This is a genomic window from Streptomyces sp. NPDC006510 (assembly GCF_040611955.1).
Taxonomy (GTDB): domain Bacteria; phylum Actinomycetota; class Actinomycetes; order Streptomycetales; family Streptomycetaceae; genus Streptomyces.
Genome location: NZ_JBEXPH010000187.1, coordinates 1 through 15,276, shown reverse-complemented (window position 1 = coordinate 15,276; position 15,276 = coordinate 1). Strand labels below are relative to the sequence as shown.

The following is a 15,276-nucleotide window of genomic DNA, read 5'->3' as shown; positions in this document are numbered from 1 at the left end:
GGCGAGGAACGCCGCGCCCTGACCGCGCTGCCGAAGGCGCGGTGAGCACGGCAGGCCCGGCCGCCACCCGGGCCGGGCCCGCCGGCCACCCCGGACCGCGCTGTCGGTGGTGGCAGAACGGATGAACGCCGATGATGAGCAGCTCGCGACTACGCGAACGGGCCGGTACGCCTGAGCATCACCGCCAGGTCGAAGGACAGCGAGTGGACCGCGCCGCTGGAAGTCCCGGTCACCATCGAGGGCACTTCCTGACCACGGCAGGTCAGGAGTCGGTGATGTGGTCGAAGCCGCTCAGCATCGGCGTCAGCTCCTGAGTTATCTCGCTTCCTTTGCCTGTTATTGACCCATCTGGCGAGGGCGTCGTCCTCGCAGGCCAGGTCCGCAGCCGCGGAGTTCCAGAAAGCAACAGGGCGTGGGCAGCGATGGGCGGTGACGGCAACGACTGCGAGCGTGAGTAGCTGGGGTGCAGGAAATCGCAGTGAGTTGGATGGAGGGCGGTCAGGCGGCGGACGGTGTGTGGGGGCCTGTCCGGCGGATCAGGTGACTACTAGGCTGCGACGATGCAGTCCGCGGATCGGAACCAAGCGAACGACTACGACAGCTTCGCCGAGATGTTCTCCGCGGAGAACGAGAACAGCCTCGTGAACGCGTACTACGAGCGGCCGGCGATGCTGGCCCTCGCCGGGGACGTCACCGGCCGTCGGATCCTTGACGCCGGCTGCGGCTCGGGCCCGCTGGCCGCCGTGCTGCGCGACCGCGGCGCCGCCGTGACCGGCATCGACGCCAGCGCCGGGATGCTGGCACTGGCGAGGCGGCGGCTCGGCGACGACGTGGCCCTGCACGTGATCGACCTGTGCGACCCTCTGCCGTTCGACGACGGTGTGTTCGACGACGTGGTCGCGTCACTGGTCCTGCACTACCTGGAGGACTGGGGGCCGACGCTGGCCGAGTTCCGGCGGGTACTCCGGCCCGGCGGCCGCCTGATCGCGTCGGTGAGCCATCCCTTCGCGGCCTACGCGCACCGGGATCCCCGGCCCGACTACCACGCGACCACCAGCTACACCTTTGACTGGACACTCAACGGACAGTCCGTCCCGATGGAGTTCTGGCGCAGGCCATTGCACGCGATGACCGACGCCTTCACCACCGCCGGCTTCCGACTTTCCGTCATCAGCGAGCCGCAGCCCGACCCGGCCGCCCGCGAACTGTTCCCGGACAGCTTCCAGGACCTCTCGACCCGTCCCAACTTCCTGTTCTTCGTCGTCGAGGTACCGCCGTCGGCCACCGGCTCAGGCAGCTAGCCAATCGCGGATCACGAGCGAAGCCAGAATCCTGCCCCAGTAGTGTGGCTTCGCATGACCGACACCGAGATCGAGATCACCGCAGACCTGGTCCGCGACCTGCTGCAGGAGCAACATCCAGACCTTGCAGGGCTGGCCATCCGCGAGGTGGCGGGCGGCTGGGGCAACCAAATGTGGCGCCTCGGGGACGAGTTGGCCGTGCGCATGCAGCGCATGGACCCCACCCCGGAGCTCCAGCTCAAGGAGCGGCGGTGGCTACCCGTGCTGGCCCCGCGCCTGCCGCTCCCGGTGCCGACCCCGGTGCGGTTCGGCGAACCGTCCGAGCGCTTCCCCAAGCACTGGACCATCATGACGTGGGTTCCCGGCGAGCCGCTGGACCACGGCTCGATCAGCCGCGGCGCCCACGCGGCCGACACACTGGCGGGCTTCCTCAGGGCGCTCCACGTGGAGGCGCCCGACGAGGCGCCGATCAGCTCGGACTTCGGCGCTCACCCCAAGAAGTGCACGGACAGCTTCGACCACTTCTTCCACGCTGTCGTCCCCGACGACCTCGCCGACGATGTCCGGGCCGTCTGGGACGACGCCGTCGCGGCGCCCGAGTGGGAGGGCCCGCCGCTCTGGGTGCACGGCGATCTTCATCCCGCGAACGTCGTCGTCTCGGACGGGACGCTCTCGGGCATCGTCGACTTCGGTGCCATGTTCGCCGGCGATCCGGCGTGGGACCTCGCGGCCGCATGGGTGCTCCTTCCCGCAGGCTGCGCCTCGCGGTTCTTCAACGTGTACGCGCAGGCGGACGAGGGGACGATCCGCCGCGCCCGCGGGCTGGCCGCTCTGAAGAGCCTGTTCCTCATGCTGATGGGCCAGAACGGAGACCGGGGCCTTCCTGGCGGCAAGCCGACATGGGGACCCGCAGGCAGGGCTGCGCTCGATCGTGTTCTGAGAGGCGGTTTGATGTAGGCACGCAGCGACGATCCTCCTCCGACAGTCTCAGGGCGCAGCTGGGCGACGACGGCTCAGACAGCGGGCCGTCGCGGTACGCCTGGCGGATCCGGCCTCAGCCGCCGTGGCAGACCGCACGGGCGACGCAGTGGCGGGATTTCTCACCCGACTGTTGCGATGAGGAGCATGTGGGCGGACATGCCGGCGGTGTCCGGGTGCGGGTCGGCGAGGTGGGCTGCTTCGAGCGCGGTGGCGAAGTCGCCGAGGGGTTCGCCGGTGTGCCGCTCGATCCCCTTGAGAATTGCCCACCGGGAGCGACAATCAAGTCGGTCGCCGCTGATCTCGGGGTGAACACCGAGACGCTGAGGAACTGGATCCGAGCCGCGGACGGGCGCCGGCCCGGCGCTCACTCCGCACCGCCGACCGCTGCCCGAACCGAAGGCAACGACGTTCAGGCGGAGCTGACCGCAGCACGCAAGAGGGCACTGTCACGTTGACTGACCGGCCTGGGATGATCTTCTGGCTGGTCGTGCTGGGAGGGGGCGTCCGTGGACAGCGCACCGCCGTCGTACAAGGGGCACCGGTACCCGGTGGAGATCATCGCGCACTGCGTGTGGCTGTACTTCCGTTTCCCGCTGTCGTTCCGCGAGGTCGAGGAGCTGATGCTCGAGCGCGGCGTGCTCGTCTCCCACGAGACGGTCCGCCGCTGGTGTACGAAGTTCGGGCAGGCCTACGCCAACGGCCTGCGCCGCCGGCGTATGCAGCCGGGCGACAAGTGGCACCTGGACGAGGTCTTCCTCAGGATCAACGGTGAGCTGAAGTACCTGTGGCGGGCCGTCGACGCCGATGGCAACGTGCTCGACATTTTGGCCCAGAACCGGCGGGACACCGCTGCGGCCAGGCGGTTCTTCCGCAAATTGCTCAAGAAGACCTGCTCGGTGCCGAGGGTGGTCGTCACCGACAAGCTGCGCTCCTACGGCGCGGCCCACCGCGAGGTCATGCCCTCCGTAGAACACCGCGCCCACAAGGGTCTGAACAACCGGGCCGAGAACAGTCAACAGCCGACGAGGCAGCGCGAACGCGCGATGAAGGGGCCCCGGGCCACCTTCAGCAGCCGGCACAACAGAGCGACTCCATGGGTGGTCTTCTCCGCCTCGATGAACGCGTACACCTCGCTCATCGATCGCTCTCCTTCGCGAAGAAGACCGCCGCTTTTCGCAGCACCTCGATCGTCTCGGCCTGCTCACGGTTCTGCCGACGCAGCCGACGCAGCCGACGCAGCTCTTCCCGTTCCGCGCTCGTCAGCTCGCTCGGCGCCCCCTGCCCGCGGTCGGTCGTGTCCTGCTTGACCCAGTTCCGCAGTCCCTCGGCGCTGACCCCGATCTCCCGGGCCCTCGGTGACCGTCTTGCCGGAGGACCGGACGAGCGCGACCGCGTCGCGCTTGAACTCCTCCGTATACCGCCTACTGCAGTTGCTCTTGCTTCCCACCTGGCACTACTTCCTCTGGAACCTCACGTCCCAGTCTCCAGGTGTCCAACATCAAGGGGAAGCTTCAACCCCCGTCGCCGCATGAACCCCACACCGGCGAATCACACCAAGACCGGCACGGCAGGGTTGGCGAAACCCATAGAGGCCCCCCACGACTGGATCAGGTCCGTTATATTTTGCCTGTGTCAGGAAGCTCGCAAAGTACTTCGGACTCCCTTCCCCGCAGTGGGTGGGCCCCGCCGTGACGAGCGGTGGAGTACCCGAGGCCGAAGGTCCGGTGAATCGTCCGCCGGGCTTTTTCGAGCAGCCGATCTGGACCGGGCTCGGGCTCCTGGTCGTGTGTGCTGGCCCTCTGATCCTGCTGGCCGGTATCAGCGGGTACGTCCCCGACGACGACAGGCTGGGCGTTGTCGTGACCGGCCTCCTCTGGACCCCTCTCACCGTGGTCGTCCTGGTCCTGGCCGTCGTCGGCACCGTGCGGGACCAGCGCGTGTGGCGCGACCTGGACACGGCCGGCGTGCGCGTCATGGGCAAGGTCACGTCTGCACAGCGCGTGTGGTGCGGCGAGGACGACCGCTGCACCAGGGTCCGGATGCTGGTCACCGTGCCGGGTCGGCCGCCGTTCACCACGAGCCACCTCGTCGCCGGGGAGGAGATCATCGAAGTCGGGACGAGCGTCCCGGTCGACGTGCACCCGACGCGCGACCTCTTCCGCTTGGTCGCCGACCCGTCCACGGGTGGGGCGTCCCGGTAGTTCTCCCGCAGCAGGCAACGTTCTGGTCGGCTGCGCCACCACCCCGGCAGCCCTCGCTGCCGTGACGGCGGCGGCGACCGCCCTTGTTGCCCTTGGCCTCGGCGGCTCGCAGCCCGTCGTAGGTCAGTTCCCGCTGGAGGTCCTCTGGCTGTCCGTCACTCTCCGGCCGGCGCGTGCATTGTGTGCGGGTTCGCCCGGTGTGGTCCCGGGCCCGCGTGCCCGGCGACGGCCGATGCCTGACGGGCGCTTCGGCGTCGCGGCCTTCACACACGACGGAGGCCGCGATGGGAGCCGGAGCGACCACGTCCGAACCGTCGTCTGCGTCACCTGCGTCCGCTGGATCAGGAATCTCACGCAACGGTCCGCTCGTTCGTCTGAGCCGCGAGCTCAGCCGGTCGCATTCACCAGGGAGGGCGGGGCCCCGCCGGGAGGCCCCGCCCCCCATCTTCAATGGGTCATGCGGAAACGGACCACGCGAACGGGTTCAGAAACGGTCCGGAGCACGCTCCGGGAGCGGAGACCCGGGGAGTACGTCCCTCTTCTGGTTCTTCCGTGCCTCCGCGTTCGAGCCGGCTGTCACCTGGCAAGTCACGTCCTTCGCAGGGAGCTTGCCGGTGAGCAGGTAGGCGGTGACCGTGCCGTCCGTGCACGCGTTGCCGTTCGGGTAGACGCCGTGGCCCTCGCCGCCGAGGACAGTGATCATTTTCGAGCCCTTCAGGTCGGCGTGCAGGGCCTGACCGCTGGGCAGCGGGGTCTGCGAGTCCCACTCGTTCTGGACGACCAGGGAACCGACCTTGTTGTTCACCTCGGTTGCCGGTTCCACGGACTTGTCCCAGAACGCGCAGGGCTTGATGCTGGACGCAAAGTCACCGTAGAGCGGGTAGCGGCCCTTGTCTTCGATGGCGTCCCGCCGGTAGCTCTCAGGATCACGGGACCACGCGGCCGAGTTGTCCCCGCACACCACGGCCCAGAAGCTCGCCGTCATGTTGTCGGACGGCACCTCGGCGGCTTCGGAGGCGCCTGAAGTCCCGGCCCCCTCCGATCCGGCGAACTCCGCGAGTTTCTTCGCGGAGGCGGGCTCACCGGCCGCGGCCTTCTTCAGCTCCACGAACCCCTCGGTGGCGGACTCCGGGCTGAAGACGGCCCCGCGCATACCGCTCCGGATGTCATCACCATTGATCGGCTGCCCGTCCAGCTCGATGGGCTTCTCGTCGGCCTGCGCGACCAGGTCCCAGAAGGTCCGGTCGACCTGCTTCGGGGTGTCACCGAGGCCGTACTTCTCCGAACGCTCGGCGGCCCACTCGGTCCACCGGTCGAACGCGGGCTCGGCGCCCTCCGCCCACCACTGGATCATCCCTCGCCAGGCACGCGCCGGATCGACGGCGCTGTCCAGCACGAACCGGTCGGCCCGGCCCGGGAAGAGCTGGGTGTAGACGGCGCCCAGGTAGGTGCCGTACGAGTAACCCACGTACGAGATCTTCTTCTCACCGAGGATCGCCCGGAGCAGGTTCATGTCGCGTGCGGTGTTGCGCGTGGTGATGTGCGGGAGCACGTCGCCCGCATTCTCCTCGCACTTGCCCGCGACATCCCGCGCCCAGGCGACGTCCTTGTCGAACGTCTCCTCCTTGTACGGCCGCAGCCAGTTCTCCTCCTCCGGCTCCAGATCGCAGGAAACCGGGCTGCTCTGCCCAACACCGCGCGGGTCGAAGCCGATGAAGTCGTACTTCTGCCGTGCGGACTCGGGGAGCCTCTCCTGCATCCCCAGCGGCATGTAGAGCCCCTGTCCCCCAGGGCCGCCGGGGTTGGAGAACAGGACACCGTGCCGCTTGTCGGGCGCCGTGCTCTTGATCCGGGATATGGCTAAGTCGATCCGCTTGCCCCCAGGAACCCGGTAGTCCAGCGGAACCTTGATCGTGGCGCACTCGAACTCCGCCGGAGAGGCGGCCTCGCACCGCTTCCACCGCGGCTTCTGCTTCACATACCGGTTCAGCACGCCCGTGTCGGCGGACGAGGAGACGGTCCACGGGGTGGCGGCCGGAGCGGCAGTGGCCGTCGAGGTGGCGAGTGCGGGAGCCAGTGTTGCCGTGACACTCACGGCCAACAGGGGAGCGAGACGTAGTCTGCGCACGATGTCGATCCTTCCGGTCGAATGTTCGGACAGGAAAGAGCTTTCAGGAACCCGACACGCATGCGGATCCCTCACCAGGCTGCACCTCTCCTCCAACCTGGGGATGACACAACAGTCCTGGGTGGTCCCCGAGTTGTAGGGGGAACCGCCCTCAGCGATCCGCCAGCCGATCGGGTGCCACCCGGGCGACCCCGAGAATTCAGCTCCCGTGCCGAATTTGATCCTCAGGAAAACAACCGCGCGACCTCGTCCAACCCGCTCGCCGCTACGCCATACCCGGCAACCGCCGCGTCCCCGTATGACACCGTTTTGTAACCCGAGCTGCTCCCGGACATGCTGCTCGTCATGGCGTGCTCAGGAGGTCGCGGGCGCAGCGCAGCATCCTCACGGCCAGGCGGCACACGACTGCAAGCGGCTCAAGGGCGGAGCCTGGCTGAGCTCGTAGAAGTCGGCGGACCGCAGCAACAGCACTTCACCGGACTCCAGTTCAGTCAGCCCGCGCGAAACCGTGCCTTCGCGCACCCCCACCGCGCGAGCGACGAGCCCGATCCCGCCATGGCCCAGCGAGCGTGCCTTCGCTCCTATGGCCAGCCGACGTTGACGTTCGTCCAAGTGCGGGAACAGCGCCTGGAACTTCGCCGCCAGTCCAGTCTCGATCCCCTCTGGTCTCCCGTACCACAACAACGATGCTCGGCTACGGAAGCGACGGCTTGTTTCCCGGTAAGCCCTAACTACCCGGCCTTGGGGGGAAGTTCACTGCAGAGAGCATCACCCCTCCGGACTTCAGTGAGGCCGTCGAGGAAGGCCGCACGGCCCGTCGCTTCGGCAACTGCTGGAGATTCCGGGTAGTGGTGGCGGTGCTCCGGCTCCGGGCGGTGCCAGTGGAGCCTCTCGCCGACGTTGTCGCGTACGACGTCGGCGCAGTCCTCCCGCCCCAAGTCGTGCAGCGCGCGGTGCTCCTGGGCGGACGCGGAGTCGGCGCGCGGAAAGCGCCTTGACGGCGGCCGCGCGCCGGCGCGCCGTGCGCCTGTTCCTTGCCGTGCTCGTCACAGTGATGCCGGCCGTCCGCGCTACGGCAGCGGAATCTCGAAGTGCACGGTGCCCACGCCAGGCCCGTGCTCTCCCGTCGTGCGGGCGTCGAAGATCTCCTTGGCGACGCTGCGCCAGAAAGCCTCGGCGCCCTCGACGTTGACGTTGGTGTGCAGGTAGATGCTGTCGTAGCCCGGAGTCTCGGCGGCGAAGGCGCATGCCCGGTCCACCAGGGTGCGGGCCAGGCCGTGCCGCCGGTGCTCCGGGTGTACGTAGACCCGTACGAGCTGCGCGGTGGTGCCTGAGGGATAGCGCTCGGCGAGCCAGCGGGGGTGAGGCGGATGGGCCGGACCCGTCGACCGGATGCCCGTCGTGGCCACGACCTCGCCGTCATGCACGGCGACCAGCATCACATGGCGTGGGTCGTGCAGATAGGTGTTCTCGATGTCGATGACGTCCTGGTGCCACGCGGGCACGTAGCCGTAGCCGAAGTCCCGGTAGAAGGTGTCGAGGATGACCCGGCGGGCGCCTTCCACATCGGCTGGGGTGGCGGGGCGCACCATGTAGGACGGGTGCGGGGGGTGGCTCACTGAAATCTCCCGAAGATGTCTGAGGTTTGTACGGGGTCACGGTGTCGGCAATCCGGACCCGGTTCCGTGCACGGGCGCCGGTACCGAGCCGTCGAACAGATCTGCAAGCGCCGCTCCGTCCCCGCATGCGTTGCCGCGGCCTGCCTACGACGGCCCTGGCCCGCCGTGCCGGGAGCTTCCAGGTTCTCCGGAGCAACACCGCGGCGCTCCCTGGGCGTACCGGAGGCGTGCACCCGCGGAACGGCGATACGCACCCGCCCGCCGTTCGGTCCGTTCCGGGGGGTGCCGCAGGCATGGCGGTCGTGGCAAGGGGGCTCGCGGAGCGTTTCGGGGGCGTACGGCGACTGGCACGTGTCTCGCATTCAGAGAAGCTACGTTCCGACAGATGACAATGAAAACGATTACCGATAAGGTCCTGCTCGGTCAAACGAGCGCGCCGTCGACGGCGCCCCCGCCATGACCTGAACAAACCTCAATAGCGTCTGTGTGAAGGGGAAGTCGTGGCTCATTTGTTGATGGTCGAGAGCTGGGTCGGGTCTATGAGCAGACTGCTGCCACGGGCCATCCGCGAGGCCGGTCACGAGTTCACCTTTCTAACCCGTGACCTCCACCACTACCTGCGCTCCGCCCCGGAGGGCACCGCACACCCGCTCCTCGCGGCCCGCCATGTGCTCACCGCGGACACCAACGACACCGACACGCTGCTGCCCTTCGTCGAACGGGCCCATGAGGTGCTGCGCTTCGACGGAGTGATCACCTCCTGCGACTACTACCTCCGGACCGCAGCGCGGATCACCGGGCGCCTGGGACTGCCCGGTCCCACGCCCGAGTCGGTCGAGAACGCGTGCCGCAAGGACGCCACCCGCCACGTCACGGCCGAGGCCGGCCTGCCGGGACCGCGCTTCGCAGTGTGCGCGGACTGGTCAGAGACCGCCGCCGCGGCCCGCGACATCGGCTACCCGCTGGTGCTCAAGCCCGTGGACCTGTGCGCCGGGATGTTCGTACGCCGCGTCGACGACGAGGCCGCGCTTGCACATGCCCACCGCGCGCTCGCCGCCTTCCCCGTCAACGCCCGCGGACAGCGCCGCGACCCCGTGGTCCTGCTCGAAGAGCTTCTTGACGGTCCCGAGGTCAGCGTCGAGACCGTTTCGTACGGCGGGGCCGTGCGCATCGTCGGCATCACCGACAAGAGCATCGGCGGGGCTCCCGCGTTCATCGAGACCGGGCACATGTTCCCGGCCGCCCTGAACCCCGCGGACATCGAGGCCGCCGAGGAGACCGCCCGACAGGCGCTCAAGGCACTCGGGCTCGACGGGGTCGTGGCCCACACCGAGATCAAGCTGACAGCCGACGGGCCACGCCTGGTCGAAGTCAACCCCCGGCCAGCCGGCAACCGCATCACCGAACTCATACGTCACGTGACCGGCATCGACCTCGCCGCCGCCTGCGTGGACGTCGCCCTCGGCCGCGAGCCTGACCTGCGCCGCCACGCCACCGGACTGACCAGCGCCGCGATCGGCTTCCTGGTGCCCGACCAGGACGGAGTTCTGGAGGACGTCGACGGTGCCGACACGGTCCGTGCCGCAGACGGCCTGCTGGAACTCCAGCTCGCCGACCCCGGCAAGGCCGTCAAGACCGCGGGCAGCAACAATGAGTACCTCGGCCACGTCATGGCCGGTGACGCGCAGAGCCCGGGCGCCCGCGACCGTGTCGAAGCACTCCTCGCGCAGCTGCGCCCCCGGGTGGTGAACCGGTGACCGCCCTCTCCGGCATCCACGTCCCGGCCTCCTCGTACGACGACCTCGTCGAGCGTGTCCTGGCAGGCGGAATCGGCCCGGATCCTCGCACCCAGCGGATCGCGGTGGCTTTCACCACCCGTCAGGTGGTACGGCACGAGGGGCGCGGCTCCGGTTACCGCAACGAAGTGCTCAGCCTGCGCCTCGCCGAAGCCGTGGGCTCCTGCGCGGTCGAGCCCGGAGAGCTGCCCGAAGGCGCCGTCGAGGACTGCGTCGGCGCGGACGTCGCCCGCCTCCTGGCACACGAACTGCCGCCGGTCCGGGTCGCCGCCCTTGACGCGTACCTCATGCACGCCCTGCCGCACAGCTCCGCCAACGGCGCACAGCTCTGTCCGCTGCCCGCCGGTACGTCGCTGGAGAAGTCCCGGGCGAGGGCCGAGACCGTGGTGGAGCTGATCGATGCCGCGCCCGGAGCGACCGTGCTCGTGGTGGGCGTGGTCAACTCGCTGCTGGAGGCCCTGCGGGCGCGCGGTCTCGCGTACATCCCCTGCGACCTCAAAGGCGGCACGACCGAATGGGGCGAGCCTGTACGCCCCGATGCCCTGGCGGAGCTGGAGCGCTGCGACGCGGTGCTCGCCTCCGGCATGACCCTCGGCAACGGCAGCTTCGAGCCGCTGCGACAGCACGCGCAGCGGCAGGGCACACCCCTGGTGATGTTCGCGCAGACCGGCAGCGCGGTCCTGCCCCGTCTGATCGGATCCGGCGTCAGCGCGGTGCACGCGGAGCCGTACCCCTTCTTCTGGCTGGACGGCGGCCCGGGGACCATTTACCGCTACGGAGGCGCTCGGTGACCACGGCAGTCCTCGGATCCACACGCGAAACCGGCGACCGGGAGCTCCTCGGGCTACTCGGCCGTACCCCGCTCGCCCGCGTCACGGTCGACCTGCCGTGCCCCCAGCCGGGCTTCTGGGCCAAGCTCGAAGCGCTCGGCGTCGGCGGCATGAAGGCACGGGCCGCCGTCTCCATGCTGCTGGGCGCCGAGGAACGCGGCGAACTGCGCCCCGGCGCACCCGTGGTGGAGTCCACCTCCGGGACGCTCGGCATCGGACTGGCCTTCGCCGGACAGGCGCTCGGCCACCCCATCGTGCTGGTCGGGGACACCGAGCTGGAGCCGTCCATGCGGCAGCTCCTGCGTGCCTACGGGGCCCGGCTGGAGCTGGTGGACCGCCCGGTGGCCCAGGGCGGCTGGCAGGCGGCGCGGCTCGCGCGGCTGCGGGAAGTGCTGGCGCTGTTCCCGGACGCCTACTGGCCCGACCAGTACAACAACCCCGACAACACCGCTGGTTACGCCTCCCTCGCGGCCGAGCTCGCCACTCAGCTCGACCACCTCGACGTGCTGGTGTGCAGCGTCGGCACCGGCGGCCACAGCGCCGGGATCATCGGCCCGCTGCGGCGCCACTGGCCCGCCATGCGGCTCATCGGCGTGGACGCCACCGGCTCCACCATCTTCGGCCAGCCCGCCAGGCCCCGGCTGATGCGGGGCCTCGGCAGCAGCATCCACCCGCGCAACGTCGCCTACGACGCCTTCGACGAGGTCCACTGGGTCGGCCCCGCCGAGGCCGCCGACGCATGCCGACGGCTGGCCCGCGGAGCCTTCGTCAGCGGCGGCTGGAGCACCGGGGCCGTCGCCCTCGTCGCCGCCTGGGCCGCCCGTGTCCACCCGGGCGCGGTCGTCGCCACGGTCTTCCCCGACGGGCCGCACCGCTACCTCGGCAATGTGTACGACGACGACTTCACCGTCGCTCACGGCGTCGACCCGGCCAAAGCCGCCACTCGCCCCGTCGAGATCCCGCACCCCACGGCCGTCGAGGCCACCGGCTGGGCCCGGTGCCGCACCGTCACCGACCCACTCGCCGCGACCCGGGAAGGGAACCCGTGAAGGCCAGTCAACGCACCGTACGCCTCGACCTCACCGAGCCGCTGCGCATCTCCCGTTCCACGATGGCTGCCCGTGAGGCCGTATGGCTGACCCTCGAGCACGAAGGCCGGCGCGGCCACGGAGAGGCCGTCACCAGCGTGTACTACGGCCTCGACGCCGACACTCTCGGGCGGCTGCTGCACACGGAGTCCCAGTGGCTGGCCCACTTCACCGACCCCGAGACCGCCCTCGAAGCCTTCCGGACCGGCACCAGGAAGGCCGCCGCCCCGCCCGCCGTGATCGCGGCCGTGGAGTCCGCGCTGCTCGACCTCGTCGGCAAGCGCGCGGGCGTCCCCGTCCACCAGCTCCTGGGCCACCAGGGAAACCCGTCCTCCGCCGCGACGGCCCGCACCATCGGCATCACCACACCGGGACGGGCCGAAGCACAGGCGGCGCGCCTCGTACGGGACGGATTCTCCGTCCTCAAGCTCAAGGCCGGTGCCCCGGACCCGGCCGAGGACCTGGCCCGCGTACGGGCCGTCCGTGCCGCAGCACCGCACGCCCGGCTGCTGCTGGACCCCAACGGGGCGTGGACCGTCCAGGAGTCCGAGCGACTGCTGCCGCTCTTCGCGGAGCTGGGTGTCGAGGCCGTCGAACAGCCCCTGGCCCCCGGTGATCCGGAGGCGCTGGCGAAGCTCGCGGAGCGCTCGCCGCTGCCGATCATCGCCGATGAGGACGCGGTCGGCTTCGAGGACGCACGCCGCCTCGCCGGACGAGTCCAGGGCATCAACGTCAAACTGGCCAAGTGCGGCGGCGCCAGCGTCGCCCTCCGCATCGCCGAACTGATCGCGGGCACCGGAACCGAGCTGATGCTCGGCTGCCTGACCGCCAGCACCCTCGGCATCGCCCCTGCCGTCCACCTCGCCGACCGCGCCCGCTGGGTCGACCTCGACGGCCATCTGCTGCTCGCCGACGATCCGTGGGCGGGCATCGGCGGCACCGACGGCACCGTACGCGCGAGCCGCGATCCTGGCCTGGGGGTACGCTGGCGCGGCGCCGAGGAGGCGCGTACATGAAGACGTGGCGCGAGATACGCGGCTTCCCGCTCGCGATCCGGCTCCTCCTGGTCAACCAGCTCGGCGTCAACACCGGCTTCTACCTGCTCGTGCCCTACCTCGCCCTGCATCTGAGCGAGGACCTGGGGATGTCGGCGGCCGTCGTCGGCATCGTGCTCGGCGTGCGCAACCTCAGCCAGCAAGGGCTGTTCCTCATCGGCGGAACGGCATCGGACCGGCTCGGAGCGCGCGGCGTCATCATCGCCGGATGCGCTCTGCGCACCGTCGGCTTCGGGCTGTTCGCGCTCGGCGACGGGCTGCCCGTACTCCTTGCCGCCTCCGTGCTCAGCGGCCTGGCCGGAGCGCTCTTCAACCCGGCCGTGCGGGCCTATCTCACCCTGGAGGCGGGGGAGCGCAAGGCGGAGGCGTTCGCCCTGTTCAATGTCTTCGCCACCACCGGCGCCCTGATCGGGCCGCTGCTCGGCAGCGCCCTGCTGCTGGTCGACTTCCGGGCCTCGGCGCTCACGGCGGCCGGGATCTTCGCGGTGCTTACCGTAGCCCAGGCCCTGGTGCTTCCGACCCGCCAGGTCGCGCCGACGGGGAACAGCGTCGTCGCCGACTGGCGCGAGGTGATCGGCAACCGGGGTTTCCTGGCCTTCGCCCTGGCCATGGTCGGCATGTTCACCATGGAGAACCAGCTGTACCTGTTGCTTCCCGACGGTGCCCGTCGGGCGACCGGGTGGGAAGGCGCGGCCGGGCTCGTCTTCCTCGTCGGCACCCTCACCAACCTCTGGCTTCAGCTGCGCGTCACCCGCGCGCTGAAGGAGCGGGGCAGCAGGGCGCGTTGGATCAGCACCGGACTTGGGCTGATGGGGCTGTCCTTCGTACCACCCATGGCGGTGTCGGGGTACGGCACGGCCCCCGACGGCCTCGCAGACACGGCGCTGCGCGCGCTGCCCGTCCTGGCCGGCACCCTGCTCCTCTACCTGGGCGTGATGATGGCCCAGCCGTTCGTGATGGAACTGATCCCAGGCTTCGGCCGGGCCGAACTCACCGGCACCTACTTCGGCCTGTTCTACGTGGTCTCCGGCATCGCTGCCGCCGTCGGCAACACGATCGTCGGCTGGGCCATGGACGCGGGTGAGCATACAGACGCGCCGTGGCTGCCGTGGGCGTGCTGCCTGGCCTTCGGACTCGCTTCCGCCGCCGGCGTTGCCTGGCTGCACCGCCGCCGGGTCCTTCCCGCCCGCCCCGCGACCGTACCGGCGACAGTATGAGGAGCGCGCCACGCATGACCCCCACCACCGCGAACCTGCTCACCGACAACCCCACGCTGTACGAGGCCCGCTTCCCCGACCCCGAACGGCTCGCCGGGCGCTGGACAGAGGACTGCTTGCGCCGGTACGGGGCCCCCGGTCCGCGCGTCCTGGACATCGGCTGCGGCACCGGCCGTGACGCCGCGTACCTCCACGGCGCCGGCCACAGCGTCACCGGCGCCGACCTGTCCGACGCGATGCTGGCGTACGCCCGCGTCCAGCACCCCGGCCCCGCGTACGTCCAGGCCGACCTGCACGCGTTCGACCTAGGGGAGCGGGCCTTCGACGCGGTGGTGTGCCTGGACAGCGCCCTGCTGTACTGCCACACCAACGACCAGCTCGACGGTTTCCTGACGTCCTGCCGCCGGTCCCTGGTGCCGGGCGGCCTGCTCGTCGCCGAGATGCGCAACGGCGCCTTCTTCCTGGGGCGTACTGAACTCCTCGACGCCCCGTCCGTCAGCGGTTTCACCTGGCAGGGCACCGCCTACCGCTCCACCACCACCCTGTACGTGGACAGGGCAGCCCAACTGCTGCGCCGCACGCGGGTGTGGACCGCCGACGACGGTTCCCCGCCGGTCGAGCAGCGCTCCGCGTGGCGCCTGCTCTTCCCCCAGGAGCTGCTCCGCCTCCTCGCGGCCCACGGCTTCGAGGTGCTCGCCCTGCACGACGGGCCGGGCCCGCGCACCGAACCGCCCTGGCAGGAGGGCGACCCGCTCGCCGCGACGGCCGACGGCGACCGGCTGCACCTGGTCGCCCGCCGCACCCCCTGAGCCCCCACTCGCCCCACCCTGACCCGCCCACCACGCGTCCATCCGCTGGCACAGCAGCAAGGAACACCGCCATGAACGACATCCCCGTGAACCGAAGCCCCGTGCACGACCCACGCTTCCCCGGTCTGCGCCGCCGGGGCTTCCTCGCCGCCGCCGGAGGCGCCGCCAGCCTCGGGTCGCCGCGACGACCGCGGCGGCACAGAACGTGAGGGTTATGGAACGCATCGTGAACCTCCTCAGTGCAGGTTCAC

14 protein-coding genes and 2 pseudogenes are annotated in these 15,276 nt (G+C 70.0%); 11 read left to right on the top strand and 5 right to left on the bottom strand.

The genetic code is table 11. The annotated features are described in order from the left end of the window. Positions 1 to 560 precede the first annotated feature (560 nt). Positions 561 to 1,301 (top strand): class I SAM-dependent methyltransferase, encoded by a 741-nt coding sequence (locus ABZY11_RS35715; RefSeq protein WP_356483157.1) that lies wholly within the window; start codon positions 561 to 563, stop codon positions 1,299 to 1,301. Positions 1,302 to 1,355: 54 nt separating this feature from the next. Continuing rightward, on the top strand, positions 1,356 to 2,258 hold the full coding sequence (locus ABZY11_RS35710; RefSeq protein ID WP_356483156.1) for an aminoglycoside phosphotransferase family protein: 903 nt from the start codon (positions 1,356 to 1,358) through the stop codon (positions 2,256 to 2,258). A gap of 143 nt (positions 2,259 to 2,401) precedes the next feature. On the opposite strand, the gene ABZY11_RS35705 is transcribed toward ABZY11_RS35710, so the two are convergent. After that, positions 2,402 to 2,650 (bottom strand): hypothetical protein, encoded by a 249-nt coding sequence (locus ABZY11_RS35705; protein WP_356483161.1) that lies wholly within the window; start codon positions 2,648 to 2,650, stop codon positions 2,402 to 2,404. Between ABZY11_RS35705 and ABZY11_RS35700 the strand changes: the two genes are divergently transcribed. Beyond that, the gene (locus tag ABZY11_RS35700) at positions 2,588 to 2,737 is read left to right on the top strand and encodes a hypothetical protein (protein WP_356483160.1); all 150 of its coding nucleotides are present in this window, start codon (positions 2,588 to 2,590) and stop codon (positions 2,735 to 2,737) included. The genes ABZY11_RS35705 and ABZY11_RS35700 overlap by 63 nt on opposite strands. Positions 2,738 to 2,788: 51 nt before the next feature. Continuing rightward, positions 2,789 to 3,343: pseudogene (locus ABZY11_RS35695) on the top strand (IS6 family transposase); the annotation flags it as partial. A 73-nt stretch (positions 3,344 to 3,416) separates the two neighbouring features. Here the strand turns inward: ABZY11_RS35695 and ABZY11_RS35690 are convergent. After that, positions 3,417 to 3,602: a hypothetical protein gene (locus tag ABZY11_RS35690; RefSeq protein WP_356483159.1), complete on the bottom strand. Its 186-nt coding sequence runs from the start codon at positions 3,600 to 3,602 to the stop codon at positions 3,417 to 3,419. A 404-nt stretch (positions 3,603 to 4,006) separates the two neighbouring features. On the opposite strand from ABZY11_RS35690, the gene ABZY11_RS35685 reads away from it, so the two are divergent. Next, positions 4,007 to 4,483 carry a hypothetical protein gene (locus ABZY11_RS35685; RefSeq protein WP_356483155.1) on the top strand — a complete coding sequence of 159 codons (477 nt, stop codon included), beginning with the start codon at positions 4,007 to 4,009 and terminating at the stop codon, positions 4,481 to 4,483. A gap of 484 nt (positions 4,484 to 4,967) precedes the next feature. On the opposite strand, the gene ABZY11_RS35680 is transcribed toward ABZY11_RS35685, so the two are convergent. The 3 genes and pseudogenes from ABZY11_RS35680 to ABZY11_RS35670 form a co-directional block, all read right to left on the bottom strand. Further along, positions 4,968 to 6,611, bottom strand: coding sequence for an alpha/beta hydrolase (locus ABZY11_RS35680; protein WP_356483154.1), 1,644 nt, complete (start codon positions 6,609 to 6,611; stop codon positions 4,968 to 4,970). Positions 6,612 to 7,082: 471 nt separating this feature from the next. Beyond that, positions 7,083 to 7,268: pseudogene (locus ABZY11_RS35675) on the bottom strand (ISAzo13 family transposase); the annotation flags it as partial. Positions 7,269 to 7,681: 413 nt separating this feature from the next. Next, complete coding sequence (locus ABZY11_RS35670) at positions 7,682 to 8,203, bottom strand: GNAT family N-acetyltransferase (RefSeq protein WP_356483158.1); 522 nt, start codon at positions 8,201 to 8,203, stop codon at positions 7,682 to 7,684. A gap of 527 nt (positions 8,204 to 8,730) precedes the next feature. Here ABZY11_RS35670 and ABZY11_RS35665 point away from each other — a divergent pair. Genes ABZY11_RS35665 through ABZY11_RS35640 form a run of 6 tightly spaced genes read left to right on the top strand, consistent with a single transcriptional unit; the run spans position 8,731 to position 15,025 of the window. Continuing rightward, positions 8,731 to 9,987 carry an ATP-grasp domain-containing protein gene (locus tag ABZY11_RS35665; protein WP_356483153.1) on the top strand — a complete coding sequence of 419 codons (1,257 nt, stop codon included), beginning with the start codon at positions 8,731 to 8,733 and terminating at the stop codon, positions 9,985 to 9,987. After that, the gene (locus tag ABZY11_RS35660) at positions 9,984 to 10,817 is read left to right on the top strand and encodes a DUF364 domain-containing protein (protein ID WP_356483152.1); all 834 of its coding nucleotides are present in this window, start codon (positions 9,984 to 9,986) and stop codon (positions 10,815 to 10,817) included. The genes ABZY11_RS35665 and ABZY11_RS35660 overlap by 4 nt, the downstream gene beginning before the upstream one ends. Further along, positions 10,814 to 11,905 carry a cysteine synthase family protein gene (locus tag ABZY11_RS35655; protein ID WP_356483151.1) on the top strand — a complete coding sequence of 364 codons (1,092 nt, stop codon included), beginning with the start codon at positions 10,814 to 10,816 and terminating at the stop codon, positions 11,903 to 11,905. Before ABZY11_RS35660 ends, ABZY11_RS35655 begins: the two co-directional genes overlap by 4 nt. Beyond that, entirely contained in the window at positions 11,902 to 12,960 is a 1,059-nt protein-coding gene (locus tag ABZY11_RS35650) for an enolase C-terminal domain-like protein (RefSeq protein WP_356483150.1), read from the top strand. The genes ABZY11_RS35655 and ABZY11_RS35650 overlap by 4 nt, the downstream gene beginning before the upstream one ends. Continuing rightward, positions 12,957 to 14,216, top strand: coding sequence for an MFS transporter (locus tag ABZY11_RS35645; protein WP_356483149.1), 1,260 nt, complete (start codon positions 12,957 to 12,959; stop codon positions 14,214 to 14,216). Before ABZY11_RS35650 ends, ABZY11_RS35645 begins: the two co-directional genes overlap by 4 nt. 14 nt (positions 14,217 to 14,230) lie before the next feature. After that, positions 14,231 to 15,025: a class I SAM-dependent methyltransferase gene (locus ABZY11_RS35640; protein ID WP_356483148.1), complete on the top strand. Its 795-nt coding sequence runs from the start codon at positions 14,231 to 14,233 to the stop codon at positions 15,023 to 15,025. Positions 15,026 to 15,276: the final 251 nt, after the last annotated feature.